General features: G+C 71.2%; 16 protein-coding genes and 3 tRNA genes. 2 read left to right on the forward strand and 17 right to left on the reverse strand.

Annotated features, from left to right (window positions below):
- Nucleotides 1-57: 57 nt before the first annotated feature.
- From rpoB to ACWENR_RS07715, 17 genes are all read right to left on the reverse strand, one after another.
- Nucleotides 58-3,489, reverse strand: a complete 3,432-nt coding sequence (gene rpoB, locus ACWENR_RS07635) for a DNA-directed RNA polymerase subunit beta (RefSeq protein ID WP_452276219.1) — start codon at nt 3,487-3,489, stop codon at nt 58-60.
- 573 nt (nt 3,490-4,062) lie between these two features.
- Nucleotides 4,063-4,452, reverse strand: a complete 390-nt coding sequence (rplL, locus tag ACWENR_RS07640; RefSeq protein ID WP_452276220.1) for a 50S ribosomal protein L7/L12 — start codon at nt 4,450-4,452, stop codon at nt 4,063-4,065.
- A 54-nt stretch (nt 4,453-4,506) separates the two neighbouring features.
- A complete protein-coding gene (gene rplJ / locus ACWENR_RS07645) occupies nt 4,507-5,052 on the reverse strand; it encodes a 50S ribosomal protein L10 (RefSeq protein WP_091102532.1) in 546 nt (181 codons plus the stop codon).
- Between the two features lie 348 nt (nt 5,053-5,400).
- On the reverse strand, nt 5,401-6,090 hold the full coding sequence (locus ACWENR_RS07650; protein WP_452276221.1) for a hypothetical protein: 690 nt from the start codon (nt 6,088-6,090) through the stop codon (nt 5,401-5,403).
- Nucleotides 6,087-6,914: an ATP-binding cassette domain-containing protein gene (locus ACWENR_RS07655; RefSeq protein ID WP_452276222.1), complete on the reverse strand. Its 828-nt coding sequence runs from the start codon at nt 6,912-6,914 to the stop codon at nt 6,087-6,089. Before ACWENR_RS07655 ends, ACWENR_RS07650 begins: the two co-directional genes overlap by 4 nt.
- A gap of 78 nt (nt 6,915-6,992) precedes the next feature.
- Nucleotides 6,993-7,709 carry a 50S ribosomal protein L1 gene (gene rplA / locus ACWENR_RS07660; protein WP_452276223.1) on the reverse strand — a complete coding sequence of 239 codons (717 nt, stop codon included), beginning with the start codon at nt 7,707-7,709 and terminating at the stop codon, nt 6,993-6,995.
- 79 nt (nt 7,710-7,788) lie between these two features.
- Nucleotides 7,789-8,220 carry a 50S ribosomal protein L11 gene (gene rplK, locus ACWENR_RS07665; protein WP_452276224.1) on the reverse strand — a complete coding sequence of 144 codons (432 nt, stop codon included), beginning with the start codon at nt 8,218-8,220 and terminating at the stop codon, nt 7,789-7,791.
- Nucleotides 8,221-8,400: 180 nt separating this feature from the next.
- Nucleotides 8,401-9,123: a transcription termination/antitermination protein NusG gene (gene nusG / locus ACWENR_RS07670; protein ID WP_091102517.1), complete on the reverse strand. Its 723-nt coding sequence runs from the start codon at nt 9,121-9,123 to the stop codon at nt 8,401-8,403.
- Nucleotides 9,124-9,161: 38 nt separating this feature from the next.
- Complete coding sequence (gene secE / locus ACWENR_RS07675) at nt 9,162-9,560, reverse strand: preprotein translocase subunit SecE (protein WP_452276225.1); 399 nt, start codon at nt 9,558-9,560, stop codon at nt 9,162-9,164.
- Nucleotides 9,561-9,772: 212 nt separating this feature from the next.
- Nucleotides 9,773-9,845 (reverse strand) — tRNA-Trp (locus tag ACWENR_RS07680).
- A 126-nt stretch (nt 9,846-9,971) separates the two neighbouring features.
- The gene (locus ACWENR_RS07685) at nt 9,972-10,364 is read right to left on the reverse strand and encodes a MaoC family dehydratase (protein ID WP_452276226.1); all 393 of its coding nucleotides are present in this window, start codon (nt 10,362-10,364) and stop codon (nt 9,972-9,974) included.
- Between the two features lies 1 nt (nt 10,365).
- Nucleotides 10,366-10,812, reverse strand: coding sequence for an FAS1-like dehydratase domain-containing protein (locus tag ACWENR_RS07690; protein ID WP_452276227.1), 447 nt, complete (start codon nt 10,810-10,812; stop codon nt 10,366-10,368).
- Nucleotides 10,813-10,936: 124 nt separating this feature from the next.
- On the reverse strand, nt 10,937-11,104 hold the full coding sequence (gene rpmG / locus ACWENR_RS07695; RefSeq protein ID WP_013288652.1) for a 50S ribosomal protein L33: 168 nt from the start codon (nt 11,102-11,104) through the stop codon (nt 10,937-10,939).
- 131 nt (nt 11,105-11,235) lie between these two features.
- Nucleotides 11,236-11,308, reverse strand: a tRNA-Met gene (locus ACWENR_RS07700).
- A 25-nt stretch (nt 11,309-11,333) separates the two neighbouring features.
- Nucleotides 11,334-11,406, reverse strand: a tRNA-Thr gene (locus tag ACWENR_RS07705).
- A gap of 96 nt (nt 11,407-11,502) precedes the next feature.
- On the reverse strand, nt 11,503-14,031 hold the full coding sequence (locus ACWENR_RS07710; protein WP_452276228.1) for a putative bifunctional diguanylate cyclase/phosphodiesterase: 2,529 nt from the start codon (nt 14,029-14,031) through the stop codon (nt 11,503-11,505).
- A 51-nt stretch (nt 14,032-14,082) separates the two neighbouring features.
- Nucleotides 14,083-14,223 (reverse strand): hypothetical protein, encoded by a 141-nt coding sequence (locus ACWENR_RS07715; protein ID WP_176737369.1) that lies wholly within the window; start codon nt 14,221-14,223, stop codon nt 14,083-14,085.
- A 531-nt stretch (nt 14,224-14,754) separates the two neighbouring features.
- Between ACWENR_RS07715 and ACWENR_RS07720 the strand changes: the two genes are divergently transcribed.
- The gene (locus ACWENR_RS07720; protein ID WP_452276229.1) at nt 14,755-15,414 is read left to right on the forward strand and encodes a hypothetical protein; all 660 of its coding nucleotides are present in this window, start codon (nt 14,755-14,757) and stop codon (nt 15,412-15,414) included.
- Nucleotides 15,415-15,535: 121 nt separating this feature from the next.
- Nucleotides 15,536-15,949: a VOC family protein gene (locus tag ACWENR_RS07725; protein WP_452276230.1), complete on the forward strand. Its 414-nt coding sequence runs from the start codon at nt 15,536-15,538 to the stop codon at nt 15,947-15,949.
- Nucleotides 15,950-16,056 lie beyond the last annotated feature (107 nt).

The following is a 16,056-nucleotide window of genomic DNA, read 5'->3' on the forward strand; positions in this document are numbered from 1 at the left end:
TACTGCTAGCTAGTGGGTGGGGTCGGGAGCCGGCGAGCCGGCCCCCGACCACTCACCTCAGACCTCTTCGACCGAGCTCGGCTCGCGCCGGGACAGGTCGATGCCCAGCTCCTCCGCGGCCCGGAACACCTCGTCGTCGGTCTCGCGCATCTCGAGGGCCACGCCGTCGCTGGAGAGCACCTCGACGTTGAGGCACAGCGACTGCAGCTCCTTGAGCAGCACCTTGAACGACTCGGGGATGCCCGGCTCGGGGATGTTCTCGCCCTTGACGATCGCCTCGTAGACCTTGACCCGGCCGAGGACGTCGTCGGACTTGATCGTCAACAGCTCCTGCAGGGCGTAGGCGGCGCCGTACGCCTGCATCGCCCAGCACTCCATCTCACCGAAGCGCTGGCCACCGAACTGCGCCTTACCACCCAGCGGCTGCTGCGTGATCATCGAGTACGGGCCGGTCGACCGGGCGTGGATCTTGTCGTCGACCAGGTGGTTGAGCTTCAGGATGTAGATGTAGCCGACCGCGATCGGGTCCGGCAGCGGCTCGCCGGAGCGGCCGTCGAAAAGCTGCGCCTTGCCGGTGGAGCCGATCAGCTGCTTGCCGTCCCGGTTGGGCAGGGTCGACGCCAGCAGACCGGAGATCTCCTCCTCGCGGGCGCCGTCGAAGACCGGCGTGGCCACGTTGGTGTCCGGCTCGGACTCGTGCGCCTCGATCGAGCGGAGCTGACGCTTCCACTCGGCGTCGTCGCCGTCGACCTTCCAACCGGTCTTGGCCACCCAGCCGAGGTGCGTCTCCAGCACCTGGCCGATGTTCATCCGGCTCGGCACACCCAGCGGGTTGAGCACGATGTCGACCGGGGTGCCGTCCTCGAGGAACGGCATGTCCTCGACCGGAAGGATCTTGGAGATGACGCCCTTGTTGCCGTGCCGGCCGGCGAGCTTGTCACCGTCCTGGATCTTCCGCTTCTGGGCGACGTAGACCCGGACCAGCTCGTTGACGCCCGGCGGCAGCTCGTCGCCGTCCTCGCGGGAGAAGGTACGCACGCCGATGACCGTGCCGGTCTCGCCGTGCGGCACCTTCAGCGAGGTGTCGCGGACCTCGCGCGCCTTCTCACCGAAGATCGCGCGGAGCAGCCGCTCCTCCGGGGTCAGCTCGGTCTCGCCCTTGGGCGTGACCTTGCCGACCAGGATGTCACCGGGGACGACCTCGGCGCCGATCCGGATGATGCCGCGCTCGTCGAGGTCGGCGAGCATCTCCTCGCTGACGTTCGGGATGTCGCGGGTGATCTCCTCCGGGCCCAGCTTGGTGTCCCGGGCGTCGACCTCGTGCTCCTCGATGTGGATCGAGGTGAGGACGTCCTGCTGCACGAGGCGCTGCGACAGGATGATCGCGTCCTCGTAGTTGTGGCCCTCCCAGCACATGAACGCCACGAGCAGGTTGCGCCCGAGCGCCATCTCGCCCTCGTCGGTGCAGGGACCGTCGGCGATGACCTGGCCGGCCTCGACGCGATCGCCCTCGAAGACGACCGGCTTCTGGTTGACGCAGGAGCCGGCGTTGGAGCGGCGGAACTTGTGCAGCAGGTACGTGCGGCGGTGGCCGTCGTCCTGGTGGATGGTGATGTAGTCGGCGCAGAGGTCCTCGATGACACCACCGACCTCGGCGACGACCACGTCACCGGCGTCGACCGCGGCACGGTATTCCATGCCGGTGCCGACCAGCGGGGACTCGGCCTTGACCAGCGGCACCGCCTGGCGCTGCATGTTCGCGCCCATCAGCGCCCGGTTGGCGTCGTCGTGCTCGAGGAACGGGATCATCGCGGTCGCGACCGAGGTCATCTGCCGCGGCGACACGTCCATGTAGTCCACGGACGCCGGCGGGACGTCCTCGGTCTCGCCGCCCTTACGGCGGACCAGGACGCGGTCCTCGGCGAACGTGCCGTCGGCCCGCAGCGGCGCGTTGGCCTGCGCCTTGACGAACCGGTCCTCCTCGTCCGCGGTCAGGTAGTCGATCTGGTCGGTGACCCGACCGTCGACGACCTTCCGGTACGGCGTCTCGATGAAGCCGAACGGGTTGACCCGGGCGAAGGTGGACAGCGCGCCGATCAGACCGATGTTCGGGCCTTCCGGCGTCTCGATCGGGCACATCCGGCCGTAGTGGGACGGGTGCACGTCGCGGACCTCGAAGCCGGCCCGCTCCCGGGACAGACCACCCGGGCCGAGCGCGCTCAGCCGGCGCCGGTGGGTCAGGCCCGCCAGCGGGTTGGTCTGGTCCATGAACTGGGACAGCTGCGAGGTGCCGAAGAACTCCTTGATCGCCGCCACCACCGGGCGGATGTTGATCAGGGTCTGCGGCGTGATCGCCTCGACGTCCTGGGTCGTCATCCGCTCGCGGACGACGCGCTCCATCCGGGACAGACCGACCCGGACCTGGTTCTGGATCAGCTCGCCCACCGTACGCAGGCGCCGGTTGCCGAAGTGGTCGATGTCGTCGGCCTCGTAGCCCTCCTCACCGGCGTGCAGCCGGCAGAGGTATTCCACGGTGGCGACGATGTCGTCCTCGGTCAGCGTGCCGGTGGTGATCGGCACCTCCAGCTCGAGCTTCTTGTTGAACTTGTAACGCCCGACCTTGGCGACGTCGTACCGCTTCGGGTTGAAGAAGAGGTTGTCGAGCAGGGTCTGGGCGTTCTCGCGGGTCGGCGGCTCGCCAGGGCGGAGCTTCCGGTAGATGTCGAGTAGCGCCTCGTCCTGGCCGGCGATGTGGTCCTTCTCGAGCGTGGTCATCATCAGCTCGGACCAGCCGAACCGCTCGCGGATCCGCTCGGCCGACCAACCGATGGCCTTGAGCAGCACCGTGACGGCCTGCCGGCGCTTGCGGTCGATGCGAACGCCGACCGTCTCGCGCTTGTCGATGTCGAACTCCAGCCAGGCACCCCGGCTCGGGATCACCTTGACGCTGGAGAGGTCGCGGTCGGAGGTCTTGTCCGGCTGCTTGTCGAAGTAGACGCCCGGGGACCGGACGAGCTGGCTGACGACGACGCGCTCGGTGCCGTTGATGATGAAGGTGCCCTTCGGCGTCATCATCGGGAAGTCACCCATGAACACCGTCTGGCTCTTGATCTCGCCGGTGGTGTTGTTGGTGAACTCCGCGGTCACGAACAGCGGCGCGCAGTAGGTCAGGTCCTTCTCCTTGCACTCCTCGATCGAGGCCTTGACCTCGTCGAAGCGCGGAGCCGAGAAGGAGAGCGACATGGTGCCGGAGAAGTCCTCAATGGGACTGATCTCGTCGAGGATCTCCGCGAGACCCGAGCGTGCGTGCGGGTCGTCCGCCGACCGGCCCTGCCAAGCCTCGTTGCCGACGAGCCAGTCGAAGGACTCGTTCTGGATGGCGAGGAGGTTGGGGACCTCGAGGTGTTCGGTGATCCTGCCGAATGAAACTCGGCGGGGAGCGAATGCGCTCGACGTACGACTGGTCTTCGCAGGGCGGGAAGCTGCCAAGATGCGTCCTTCCGAGGACCGGTGCTGCAGAACGGCTGGTACGCGTGCACTCCAATGACCCCACCGGAAATATCCATAACCGGACATTTCCGAGCAGGGGTCAAGTCGGAAGGCAGCGCAAACTAGCAGTGTAGCCGAGAGGCTAACCGCTGTCCAGCCCACCCCGCAGGTCGTCGCGGAACGTGCCTCGGGACCCCCTCGAACGGGGTCTCACCGGGCCGCTCGGAACGCGACGTTCCTGCCGGGCCGCTCGGGTGTGGCGGCCGGTGGTGCTGCCGCTGCCATTACCCAAGTGGTGGCCGTTGCAAGCGCGGAAGGTCTTGCTGGTGTCAGCGTGCCTGTCAGCCCGGGGCCGCGTCAAGGGCCGGCATCCGGGTCGCCCCGTCTTTCCCACCCGCGGGCTACCGGCAGGCGCCGCACGGTCGCCGTCGCCGGGCGCGGACGCCCTGCTCACCGCGTTGGACGCCGGGTGCACCACGACGGCGGGCGGCGATCCGCTGTCGGATCACCGCCCGCCGTGACGCGGTGTGCCCCGGCTCACGTGAGCCGGACGCGCGCCTGGTCGACCTCAGGTCACTTGAGGGTGACCTTGGCGCCCTCGCCCTCGAGCTTGGCCTTGGCCTTGTCGGCGGTCTCCTTGTTGGCCTTCTCCAGGACGGCCTTCGGAGCGGCCTCGACCAGGTCCTTGGCCTCCTTGAGGCCCAGGCCGGTCAGCTCGCGCACGACCTTGATGACCTGGATCTTCTTGCCGCCGTCAGCCTCGAGGATGACGTCGAACTCGTCCTTCTCATCCTCGGCCGGGGCGGCGGCACCGCCGGCGGCCGGGGCACCCGCGGCCACGGCGACCGGGGCGGCGGCGGTGACCTCGAAGGTCTCCTCGAACTGCTTCACGAACTCGGAGAGCTCGATCAGCGTCATCTCCTTGAACGCGTCGAGCAGCTCGTCGGTGCTGAGCTTCGCCATGTCTGGCGTCCTTTCCTGAATCTGTTAGGTAAGAACTGGGTGCGCCGCGGGGCCTCAGGCCGCCTCGGCGCCCTCCTTCTCGCGCTTGTCCGCCAGGGCGGCCGCCGCACGGGCGGCCTTGGAGAGCGGAGCCTGGAACAGGGCCGCGGCCTTGCTCAGGTTGCCCTTCATCGCGCCGGCCAGCTTGGCCAGCAGCACCTCACGGGACTCCAGGTCGGCGAGCTTCGTGACCTCGGCCGCGGAAATGGCCTTGCCCTCGAAGACACCGCCCTTGATGACGAGCTTCGGGTTGGCCTTCGCGAAGTCGCGAAGCCCCTTCGCCGCCTCGACGACGTCGCCCGAAACGAAAGTCAGCGCGGTAGGACCGGTGAACATCTCGTCGAGACCGGAGATGCCAGCGTCGGACGCGGCACGCTTCGCGAGCGTGTTCTTCGCGACCGTGTAGCTGGTCTCCTTGCCGAGCGAGCGTCGCAGCTGGGTGAGCTGGGAAACCGTCAGACCGCGGTACTCGGTCAGCACCGTGGCGCCCGCGTTGCGGAAGCTCTCGGTCAGCTCAGCGACGGCCGTGGCCTTGTCGGCCCGGATCGGCTTGTCCGCCATGTCCCTCCTCTCTCGTTGCTCGAGGCTGGTCACCGTCGTCGGCCGGAGCTTTCGACGGGAGCGGAGGCATCACGAGAACGAGAAAGCCCCGGCGCAGGGCGCACGGGGCGAGGGCCGGGACACGAGGCACAGTCGGCGGACCGTGCTCAGCACCGAATTTCGCTTACCGCCCTGCGCGGGTCGCCCGTCGTCGCGGGACCTTCGACCGTGCCGGGGCACGGTGACCAGCGGTCTCTGGGTGGAACTTCGCGGCCAAGGTTACGCGAGGAGTGCCGCGACCGCCAAATCGCCCCGGGTGTGCCGGGTCACGCCGCGCGTGGGACGAGTTGACTACCCGGCGGTGGACGCTCAGGGGCGGTGGCGACGCCGCCAGAGGTAGGCCGCGCCGGCGACCGCGCTCCAGGCGGCGGCCCAGGCGGTCAGCAGCGCCACGGTCGGCGCGCCCAGGTCGCCGGCGGCGGCCCGCGCCGTCGCCATCACCGGCGGCGCCAGCCACGGCGCCACCGAGCCGCTCAGGCCGAGCACGACCGCGCCGACGCCGCCCAGCGCCAGCACCGCGACGCCGCGCCCCGCGCCGCCCGCCGAGGCGCGGCTGGCCAGCGCCCCGAGCGCCACCGCCGCCGGTACGGCCAGCAGGTGCGCCCACAGCCCGACGGCGATGCCGAGGGGCACCGGGCGGTCGTCCGGCGCCACGGGACCGGTGACCCCGCCGACCAGCCACGGGAAGGTCAGCGCGACGGCCACCGTGCCCAGCCCGGCCACGCCGGCGGCGAGCAGGCCGGCGAGCCGCTCCCGGCGCGCGCCGACCAGGGCCTGGGCCAGCCGGCGCTGCACGTCGGGCTCGACGTCCAGCAGCACCTTGGTCTGCCAGGCCAGCACCGGGAAGAGCACCACCGCCGAGACGCCGTACGCCTCGCCCGGCTGGGCCCGACCGCCGCCGTAGAGGATGCCGAGGGCCACCAGGCCGGCGAGCAGCGGGGCCAGCGCCCGCCCCGTACGCAGGAAGCCGGCCAGCCGCAGCCGGAGCAGGGCGGTCACCGCGCTCCCCCGCCGGCCGGCCCGCCCGGCTCCGCAGCGCCGATCTCCGCGGCCGGCACCGCCGTCCCCTGGGCGGGGTCGGGCGGCGCGGACGCGCCGGGGCGTACGCGAAGGACGTGATGCCCCTCGGCGCGCAACCGGGCGACGGCGCCGGCGACCCGCGCGGCCGGCACCGCCACCTCGACCACGGCGACTGCCTCGTCGGGCGGCGGCGCGGCCTCGGTGACGGCGCCGTCGGCCACCGTCCAGCGCCGGGCGTCGGGCAGCCGGGCGATCTCGCCGCGATGGTCGCTGACCAGCACCGCCCCGCCCGCGGTCGCCACCTCGTCGATCACGGCGGGCACCAGCTCCCGGGTGGCGGCGTCCAGCCCCTCCCACGGCTCGTCGAGCACCAGCAGGCCGGGCGGGCGCAGCACCGCCTGGGCCAGGCCGACCTTCTGGGCGGTGCCCTTGGAGAGCTCCGGCAGCCGCACCCGGCGGAAGCCGGCCAGGCCCAGCCGGTCGGTCCAGTGGTCGACGGCCCGGCCCGCCGCGAGCGGGTCGAGGCCGGCGACGCGCCCCATGGCGGCCAGGTAGCGCTCGACGGTGAAGGGCTGGTCGGCGGGGAAGCGCTCCGGGACCCACCCGACGTGCCGGGGCCGGTCGGTCACCCGCCCCCGGCTCGGCCGCAGCACCCCGGCCGCCACCTGGAGCAGGGTCGACTTGCCGACGCCGTTGCGGCCGAGCACGACCACGACCTCGCCCGGGTCGACGCGCACGTCGGTTGCCCGCAGCACCCAGGGCCCACGCCGCCGGTACCGCAGCCAGACGTCTTCGAGCCGCACCGGCCGAGCATGCCACAGCGGACGCGGAACGGGGCGCCGCCACGGTGTGGCGACGCCCCGTTCCGGGTGCTGGTGTGCTCAGGCCTCGGCCGAGCCCTCCTGCAGGTTCTTCACCAGGTTCGGGTCGACCGGGACGCCCGGGCCCATGGTGGTGGTGAGGGTGACCTTCTTGAGGTACTTGCCCTTCGCGGCGGACGGCTTGGCCCGCAGGACCTCGTCGAGGACCGCCGCGTAGTTGTCGATCAGCTGGCTCTCCGAGAAGGACGCCTTGCCGATGATCAGGTGCAGGTTCGAGTGCTTGTCCACCCGGAAGGTGATCTTACCGCCCTTGATGTCCGAGACGGCCTTGGTGACGTCCATGGTCACCGTGCCGGTCTTCGGGTTCGGCATCAGGCCGCGCGGGCCCAGGATCCGCGCGATCCGGCCGATCTTGGCCATCTGGTCGGGCGTGGCGATCGCCGCGTCGAAGTCGAGCCAACCGCCCTGGATCCGGGCGACCAGCTCGTCGGTGCCCACCTCGTCCGCACCGGCGGCGGCGGCCTCCTCGGCCTTCGCGCCGGCGGCGAAGACGATCACGCGGGCGGTCTTACCGGTGCCGTGCGGCAGGTTGACCGTGCCGCGGACCATCTGGTCCGCCTTGCGGGGGTCGACGCCGAGGCGCATGGCGACCTCGACCGTGGCGTCGAACTTGGCGGTGGTGGTGTCCTTGGCCAGCTTCACGGCCTCGGCGGGGGTGTAGAGCTTCGACCGGTCGATGACCTCGGCGGCCTTGCGGTAGCTCTTGCTGCGCTGCATGTCCTGTGACTCCTGTGGTCTATGGCGGGCCGCGACGTCCGCGCGCCCTCCCACGAACTGGATCTGGCGGTGACCGAGGTCAGTCGGTGACGTCGAGGCCCATCGACCGGGCGGTGCCGGCGATGATCTTCTCGGCCTGGTCGACGTCGTTGGCGTTGAGGTCGGCCATCTTCTTCTCGGCGATCTCGCGCACCTGGGCGCGGGTGACCGAGCCGACCTTCTCCTTGTGCGGGACGCCCGAGCCCTTCTGCACGCCGGCGGCCTTGATCAGCAGCCGGGCGGCGGGCGGGGTCTTCAGCACGAACGTGAAGCTGCGGTCCTCGTAGACGCTGATCTCGGCGGGGACGATGTCGCCCCGCTGGGACTCGGTCTGCGCGTTGTAGGACTTGCAGAACTCCATGATGTTCACGCCGTGCTGGCCGAGCGCGGGGCCGACCGGCGGCGCCGGGGTGGCCTGGCCCGCCGGCAGCTGAAGCGTGAACGTCTTGACGAGCTTCTTCTTCGGAGGCATGTCTCTTCCTGGGGCTTGAAACTGGGAAAGGTGCCGGCCACGGGCGCGCACGGTCAGCGCGATTCGACAGCGGCGACGTTCTAGGGTAGCGCAGTGTCCCGGCGTCCCTCCCGCCGAGGTCGAGCGGGCGGGAACGGGTGCGCCGGCGGCGGGACGCTGCCCACCGCCGGCGACCGTACGTCAGATCTTGGTGACCTGGTTGAAGTTGAGCTCCACGGGCGTCTCACGACCGAAGATCGACACGAGCACCTTGAGCTTCTGCTGGTCGGCGTTGATCTCGCTGATCGTCGCCGGCAGCGAGGCGAAGGCGCCGTCGGTGACCGTGACCGAGTCGCCGACCTCGAAGTCGAGGACCTTGATCTCGGGCTTGGCCTTCTTCTGCTCGGTCTCGACGGCCGGCGCCAGCCACTTCAGCACCTCGTCGAGGGAGAGCGGGGCCGGCCGGTCGGCCCGGTCGGTCGCGCCGACGAAGCCCGTCACGCCCGGCGTGTTGCGCACGCAGGAGTAGGACTCGGCGGTCAGCTCCATCCGCACCAGGATGTAGCCCGGGAAGACCTTGGCCTGGACCTGCGACCGCTTCCCGTTCTTGACCTCGACCTCTTCCCGGGTCGGCACCTCGACCTGGTAGATGTAGTCCTCCATGTCGAGGCTCGTGATCCGGGTCTCGAGGTTGGTCTTGACCTTGTTCTCGTAGCCGGCGTACGAGTGCACCACGTACCAGTCGCCCGGCGCGTAGCGCAGCTTCTGCCGCAGCTCGGCGACCGGGTCGAAATCCTCGTCCGGGGCGGGCTCGGTGGTGGGGAACTCCGGCTCGCTGGCGGCCTCGACCGACTCGTCACCAGCCGCCGTCGCCACCGTGGACTGCTCGTCCGTGGTCTCGGCGGTCTCGTCGTACTCAGGCACGCTCGCTCACTTCCGTCACTATCGGCTCAGTCGGCCGCTCAGCTGGGGTTGCCGAAGACCCACAGCACGCCCTTCGCGAAGGCGAAGTCCAGGCCGGCCACGATCGTCAGCATCACCGCGACGAAGGCGACCACCACGGCCGTGTAGGTCAGCAGCTCCTTGCGGGTCGGCCAGATGACCTTACGCAGCTCGGCCACGACCTCGCGGATGAATCGGGCGATGCGGCCGAACAGACCCACGCGATCGGTGTCCGTCTTGGTCTTCGGCCGGCTGTCGGCCGACTCGGCCTTCGCCCGCGACCGGGTCGCGGTGCCGCCGCGGGAAACCGGCTCCTCGGCTTCGGCGTCGGTGGCGTCGTCGTCGGCCACGTCGTCGACGATCTCGTCGTGCAGACGGTCGTCGCCGGCGTCCTCGCCGCGCCGCTTCTTGTCGGCCACTTCGCCCTCCGTCGCGGGATGTCGGGTCGCACGCCGTGGGCGTGCGCAGCGCTTGGTCACGCCGGCCGGACCAACCGTCCCGCGACGGGCCGCGGCCGGCGGATCGACCGGACGGCCCGAATGCCTCGGAACCACCCCGCCGATGCCACCACCACGGGCCGGACGCCGCCCTACGGGCGGCGCGACCCACGGGAACGGTCAGGCCTGAGGCGCAGGGGTGACAGGACTTGAACCTGCAGCCTGCGGTTTTGGAGACCGCTGCTCTGCCAATTGAGCTACACCCCTGTGCGGCAACGCTCGCCCCGCCCGGTCACACGACCGCGCAGGGGTCACTTGCCCCACGGCGGACCAGTGTACGGGTAGTCGCGCGACTTTCCCAACCGGTCTGCCCATCGCGCGTCGCCGGCCTGGTCAGCCCGCCGTCCGGACGGTCGCCCGGGCCTGCGAGAGCACCTTCTCGCCGTGGCACGTGGCGGTCACGTCGAGCCTGGTCAGGCCCTCCTCGGTGACCTCACGCACCACCGCCGTGACCTCGATCTCGGTGCCCTCGTCGTCGTCCGGGACGACCACCGGCCGGGTGAAGCGGACGTTGTAGTCGACGACCGCGTCCGGCCGGCCGGCCCACTCGGTCAGCGCGCGGCCGACCAGCGCCATGGTGAACATGCCGTGGGCGATCACCCCGGGCAGCCCCACCTTGGTGGCGAACCGGTCGCTCCAGTGGATCGGGTTGAAGTCCCCCGAGGCGCCGGCGTAGCGGACCAGGTCCGCGCGCGTCACCCGGAACGTCTTGGCTGGCAGCTCCATCTCAGCCCTCCCCGCGTACGACGATCTTCGACCAGACGGTCACCACCGGCTCGCCGGCCGGCGTGCCGACCTCGGTACGGGTGGTCAGGAAGTCGTGCCCGCCGCGACTGCTGACGTCCTCGACGACGCAGACGCAGACCAGCTCGTCGCCCGCCACCACCGGGCGGGTGTAGGCGAAGCGCTGGTCGCCGTGGACGACCCGGCTGTAGTCGACGCCCAGGTCCGGGTCGTCGATGATCTGCTGGCTGGCGGCCATGCTGACCACCACGGGAAAGGTCGGCGGGGCGACCACGTCGGGGTGGCCGAGCGCGCGGGCGGCCTCCGGATCGTGGTGGGCCGGGTCGGTCGCGCCGATCGCCGTCGCGAACTCACGGATCTTTTCTCGGCCCACCTGGTAGGGGGCGGTCGGCGGATACGTCCGGCCGACGAAGGACGGGTCCAGGGACATGCCGCGAACCTACACGCAAAAAAAGATCGCCGATCCGTTCGGGCGGCGACGGCCGAAGCCGCGCCGTCCTAACGGATCGGCGATCGGAAGTGCCAGGGACCGGGCCGGCGGAGCCGGCCGCCGGTCAGCGGGTCTCGCGGTGGACCGTGTGCTTGCCGTCCCGCGGGCAGAACTTCTTCAGCTCGATGCGGTCCGGGTCGTTACGACGGTTCTTGCGCGTGATGTAGTTGCGCTCCTTGCACTCCACACACGCCAAAGTGATCTTCGGCCGGACATCGGTCGCCTTCGCCACGGCGGAGTGCCTTCCTCGCTAACGGGTAACAACTACGGCGCATCAGCCTACGCGCTGACGGCGCGGACATGCAAAGTGGGCGCCTGTGGCGCCCATCCCACCGGCCACCGGGAACCAGCCCGGAGGACGAGTAGCGGTGGCCGGACTTGAACCGGCGACACAGCGATTATGAGCCGCTTGCTCTACCATCTGAGCTACACCGCCGTGGCGGGTCCAGCCGGACCCTCTGAGCCCCCTTACGGAATCGAACCGTAGACCTTCTCCTTACCATGGAGACGCTCTGCCGACTGAGCTAAGGGGGCCTGCGCGATCTCCCCGGGGGGTGACGCGCAGGGGATACATTACACGGCCCCGCGGTGGAGATGAAATCGGATCCCCCACCCGCGCATCCGCGCAGCTCAGGGCACCACCCGCAGCCGGGGCAGCTCCCCCGCGGTGATGGTCTCCGGGTCCACCTGGGCGCCGAACCAGGCCTCCAGCCGCTCGTACGGCAGCGGCCGGCTGAACAGGAAGCCCTGGCCGATCTCGCAGCCGATGTCCTGCAGCAGCTCCAGCGTCAGCTCGCTCTCCACGCCCTCGGCGACCACGGCCAGGCCGAACTGCTGGGAGAGGGTGACCACCGCGTTCACGATCGCCAGGTCGCCCGGATCCGTCGCCATGCCCTGCACGAAGGAACGGTCGACCTTCACCTCGTGCACGGGCAGCCGGCGCAGGTGGGCCAGGGAGGAATCGCCCGTGCCGAAGTCGTCGACCGAGAGCCGCACGCCGAGGTCGCGCAGCCGGCGCAGGGTCGGGATGGGCCGGTCGGTGCCGTCCAGCACCCCGGCCTCCTTGATCTCCAGCGTGAGCCGCTGCGGCGGCACGTCGTACTCGTCGAGCAGCTCGGAGACGCGGGCCGGGAAGTGCTGGTCGGTGAGCGTACGGGCGGAGAGGTTGACCGCGACGGCGAGCGGCTGGCCGGCGTGCGACCAGTCCCGGCTGCGCCGCAGCCCCTCCCGGAGGACGATCTCGGTGAGCCGGCCGAGCTGACCGGTGTGCTCGGCCACCGCCACGAAGTCCTCCGGGGCGACCGAACCGTGCGCCGGATGCTCCCACCGGGCCAGGCACTCGACGCCGACCAGCCGGCGGTCCCGCAGCGTCACCTTCGGCTGGAAGTAGACCTCCAGCTCGCCCTCGTCCAGCGCCCGCCGCAGGTCGCCGGCGAGCCCGAGCCGCCGCAACGACCGGGACTCCAGCGCCGGGTTGAACAGTTGCACGCTGCCCGGGACGGACTTGGCCGCAGTCGCCGCCAGGTCGACCCGTTGCAGCAGGGAGGCGGCGTCGCTGCCGTGGTCCGGGTGCACGGCGACACCGACCGCCGTGTCCACGTCCAGGGTGAGCGCGTCGAAGACCATCTCGTCGCGGATCTGCTCGCGCAGCTGGGCGGCCAGCTCGACCGCCGCCTCCGCGCTCTCCAGCCGCAGCGTGACGAGGAACTCGTCGCCGCCGGCCCGGCCCACCAGGGCGGAGGACGGGGCGCAGGAGCGCAGTCGGTCGGCGACCTCGACCAGCACCTTGTCGCCGGCGGCGTGCCCGAGCGACTCGTTGACCTGGCGCAGCCGGTCGACGTCGAAGAGGAGCAGCGCCACCACCTCGCCGGGCGCCCGGATCTTCACCGCCTCGTCCAGGGCGCCGCTGATCCGCCGCCGGTTGGGCAGCTTGGTCAGCGTGTCATGGTAGGCGTCGTGCCGCAGCCGGTCGACGAGCCGGGAATTCTCCAGCGCCACCGCCGCGTGCGCCGCGACCGTCTCGAACAGGGGCACGTCGGCGCGGACGAAGTAGTTGCTGTCCCCCAGCCGGTTCGCCACCTCCAGCGTGCCGATGACCGCCTGCCCGGACCGCAGCGGGATCACGATCACGTCCTTGACGCGCTGCGCCGAGAGCGCCGCGCGCAGGTCGCCGTCGGTCGTCATGCCCCGCCCCACGGCGACCGTACGGCCCTCGTCGCGGGCGCGTTCCCGCAGCGCGGCCGGGGTCTTGGCGAAGTCGAGCAGGCCCGGGTCGTCGTTGCGCGCGGTCAGCAGCACCTCGGGATGCCGCCCCTGGGCGGGCAGCCAGAGCGTGGCGTACTCCGCCTGCATCAGCGCCCGTACGCGCCCGAGGAGGGCGTCGGGCAGGGTGCCGTCCTGGCCGCTCTCGCTCACCGCGCGGCTCAGCTCGTACATGTCCGCGAGGGTGCGGTGCTGCCGGAAGAACTGCGCGTAGGCCCGGTAGACGAGGGCCAGCGCCGCGACCAGGACCGCCAGGAGCAGCAGCGACCACCAGGTGGCGGCGATCAGGATCAGGATGATGATCCCGCAGACGATGTTGATCGCCGCGGCGAGGTGCCCGGGAACGGACTTGCGGAACACCTCCCGGCCGGCCTGCCAGCCCTGCAGGAGCGTGTGCACGCCGGCGATGGCGGTCAGGCTGACGAGATTGACCATGCTCGCCGCGGCGAGCATGGTCAGCCAGGTGCGCGGGCCCACGCCCTGCAACGGCGGAAACGCCTGGAGCACGAGCACTGCCAGCGACGACCCCGCGGCCGCCCGGGCCACGTTGAACCAGAACTTGGTGGCGCCGAAGCGGTGCCGCGCGTGGGTGATGATCGCCGCGAGCGTGTAGATCGTCACGACGGTGAGCGGTCGGACGAGGAAGAACGCCAGGACGAGGGGAATCTCGTTCAGCGTCATGCCGATGGACTGCCGGCGGACCGTGAAGTTCAGCACCGGCAGGCCGGCAGCCACCATGGCCACCAGCAGCAGCGCTGCCAGTGGCCATTTTCCGAAGGGTGCCGGGGCGACCAGGCCGACCACCGTCGCGCAGAGGACGGCGAGCAGCGCCAGCGGCCCGGTGATCAGCCAGGCGTATTCCGTCGAGCGGGGACCGGTGCGGCCTCGACCCGCCATGCCGCTCCCCTCACCGGTCGCGCCGGCTCACATCATCGAAGTCGTGGATCGTCAGAGCGACGGCATGTTCCAGATCCAGTCCATCGTCCGCGCTTCCCCGAGGGTGGAGAGGTCGCCGACGACGACACCGCTGGCGAGGGCGGCGAGCACGAGAAGCGAGCCAAGCAGCCGGCCCGGCTTTCGACCAGACATGTTTGCTCCTGTCGAGAAGGTGTCACGGGGATGGTGGAGGTTCCACGATCGTGCCACAAGGCAGGTACCCAGAAAAGCGGTGCGCGTACCGCCGACCCGAGCGTCGGCCACGTCGCGCCGTTCGGACCACCGGCCTCGGCATCCCGGGCCAGATCACGAGCCCTGCGGGCACCACCGACCACTTCGTACAGTGCCGAATACGACCTTCGTCGCATTCCGCTCGGCGCTTGGCCTGGCCGGGGTGACCCGCTCCCGCGGGCAGCATCCGTCAACCGCCCGGCGAGTCACACCCACCCGTCCGGACACACATCCGGGCATCGACCACCATACCCGCTCTGAGCCATCGCGCCAGAGGCGGGACACGCCGCGTCCGGTCGGCGGGGGGCGCCCCGGCGGGGATCGACGGATCAGGACGGGCCGATGCGCGCACCGGGCGGCGGAGCGTCGTCGCTCGTCCCGGCGGTGGCGGTCCCCGGCCCGGCCCGCGCGCCCGGGACCGCACCCGGGGCGGCGACTCCCTACGATGGCCGCGTGCCGGGGGACGCGACGGAACGACAGGCCAGGCCGGGGACGAACCCGCCGACCGGCGACGCCACGGATCGATCGGGTACGCCGGGCGGGCCGCCCCGCACCGCGCCGCTCCGCTCCGTCGCGGCGGGATGCGCGGTGCTGGCCGCCGTGCTGGTCGCCGCGGGCTGGAGCGGCCTGCTGCTGGTGGTCGGCGGGCGCGTCGTACCCGGGTGGGCGCTGGGTGGCGCCCTGCTCGTCGTCTCGTGGGCGCTCCTGCTGTTCCGGCGCCGCGTACGCGCGTCGTCGCCCGGCCCGGCCGCCACCGGCCGCGGACCCCGGTGGGCGCTGACGCTGCTGACCGTCCTCACGGCGCTGGGCAGTGCGCTCGGCGGGCTGAACGACCTCTCCACGACGTACCACGTGCTGACCCCGGACGGCCCGGGCGGCTGCCGGGCGGTGGCGCGGGAGACGGCGTTCCTCTTCGCCGGCAGCGGCGCGGTGTACGAGGTGGGTCGCGTCGGGATCGGCCGGCGGGTCGGCTCGTGGACCGCCGACGACGGCTACCGCCCCATCGCCGAGGGCACGTACGAGCTGACGTGGGGCGCCGACGGCGGCATGTTGACCGTCAGCGGCCGCAGCAGCGACCCGGTGTGGCCGGCGCTGCACGAGGTCGGCTGCTGAGTCACCCGTCCCGGGGCGGCGACCCGGGTGGCCGGAACCGGTCAGGAATCGAGAAGCGCCGGACACCGAACCGTTCGTAGCGTGGCCTTGCGTGCATTTCTCGTACACAAGGAGACAAGACATGAAGGCGAACCTGAGCTCGATCCTGCTCGGCGTCCGGGACATGGCCCGGTCCAAGCAGTTCTACGGGGAGGGCCTCGGCTGGAAGGTCAAGGACGACTACGGCATCTCGGTGTTCTTCGAGTCGGACAACGGCTCGCTCGTCGGCTTCTACGGCCGCGAGGGCCTGGCCGAGCAGGTGGGCCTGAGCCCGGCGGGCAGCGGCTTCAGCGGGGTGGTCCTCACCTACGTCGTCCGCAGCCAGGCGCGGGTCGACGAGATCATGGCGGAGGCGGAGAAGGCCGGCGCCACGATCCTCAAGCCCGCCGGCGCCCTGCCGTGGGGCGGGTACGGCGGCACCTTCGCCGACCCCGACGGCTACGTCTGGAGCCTCGGCTACAGCGACCAGGGCACGGACCAGCCCTACGCGGAGTGACCACGGGCGCTCCCGGCACGTGCCGGTGACCGTCGCCGGGCGCGTACGTCCTCGGGGTGCCCTCCGCGAGCGGCGGGTGGGTTCGGCGTCGACGCGGGATCGCGCCG

The sequence above is a fragment of the Micromonospora sp. NPDC004336 genome, from assembly GCF_053602615.1.

What these genes read in the sequence shown, in the direction of transcription:
- rplL (WP_452276220.1), bottom strand. Translation starts at nt 4,452, where the DNA reads ATGGCGAAGCTCAGCACCGACGAGCTGCTCGACGCGTTCAAGGAGATG.
- rplJ (WP_091102532.1), bottom strand. Translation starts at nt 5,052, where the DNA reads ATGGCGGACAAGCCGATCCGGGCCGACAAGGCCACGGCCGTCGCTGAG.
- rplA (WP_452276223.1), bottom strand. Translation starts at nt 7,709, where the DNA reads ATGCAGCGCAGCAAGAGCTACCGCAAGGCCGCCGAGGTCATCGACCGG.
- rplK (WP_452276224.1), bottom strand. Translation starts at nt 8,220, where the DNA reads ATGCCTCCGAAGAAGAAGCTCGTCAAGACGTTCACGCTTCAGCTGCCG.
- ACWENR_RS07685 (WP_452276226.1), bottom strand. Translation starts at nt 10,364, where the DNA reads ATGGAGCTGCCAGCCAAGACGTTCCGGGTGACGCGCGCGGACCTGGTC.
- ACWENR_RS07690 (WP_452276227.1), bottom strand. Translation starts at nt 10,812, where the DNA reads ATGTCCCTGGACCCGTCCTTCGTCGGCCGGACGTATCCGCCGACCGCC.
- ACWENR_RS07710 (WP_452276228.1), bottom strand. Translation starts at nt 14,031, where the DNA reads ATGGCGGGTCGAGGCCGCACCGGTCCCCGCTCGACGGAATACGCCTGG.
- ACWENR_RS07715 (WP_176737369.1), bottom strand. Translation starts at nt 14,223, where the DNA reads ATGTCTGGTCGAAAGCCGGGCCGGCTGCTTGGCTCGCTTCTCGTGCTC.
- ACWENR_RS07725 (WP_452276230.1), top strand. Translation starts at nt 15,536, where the DNA reads ATGAAGGCGAACCTGAGCTCGATCCTGCTCGGCGTCCGGGACATGGCC.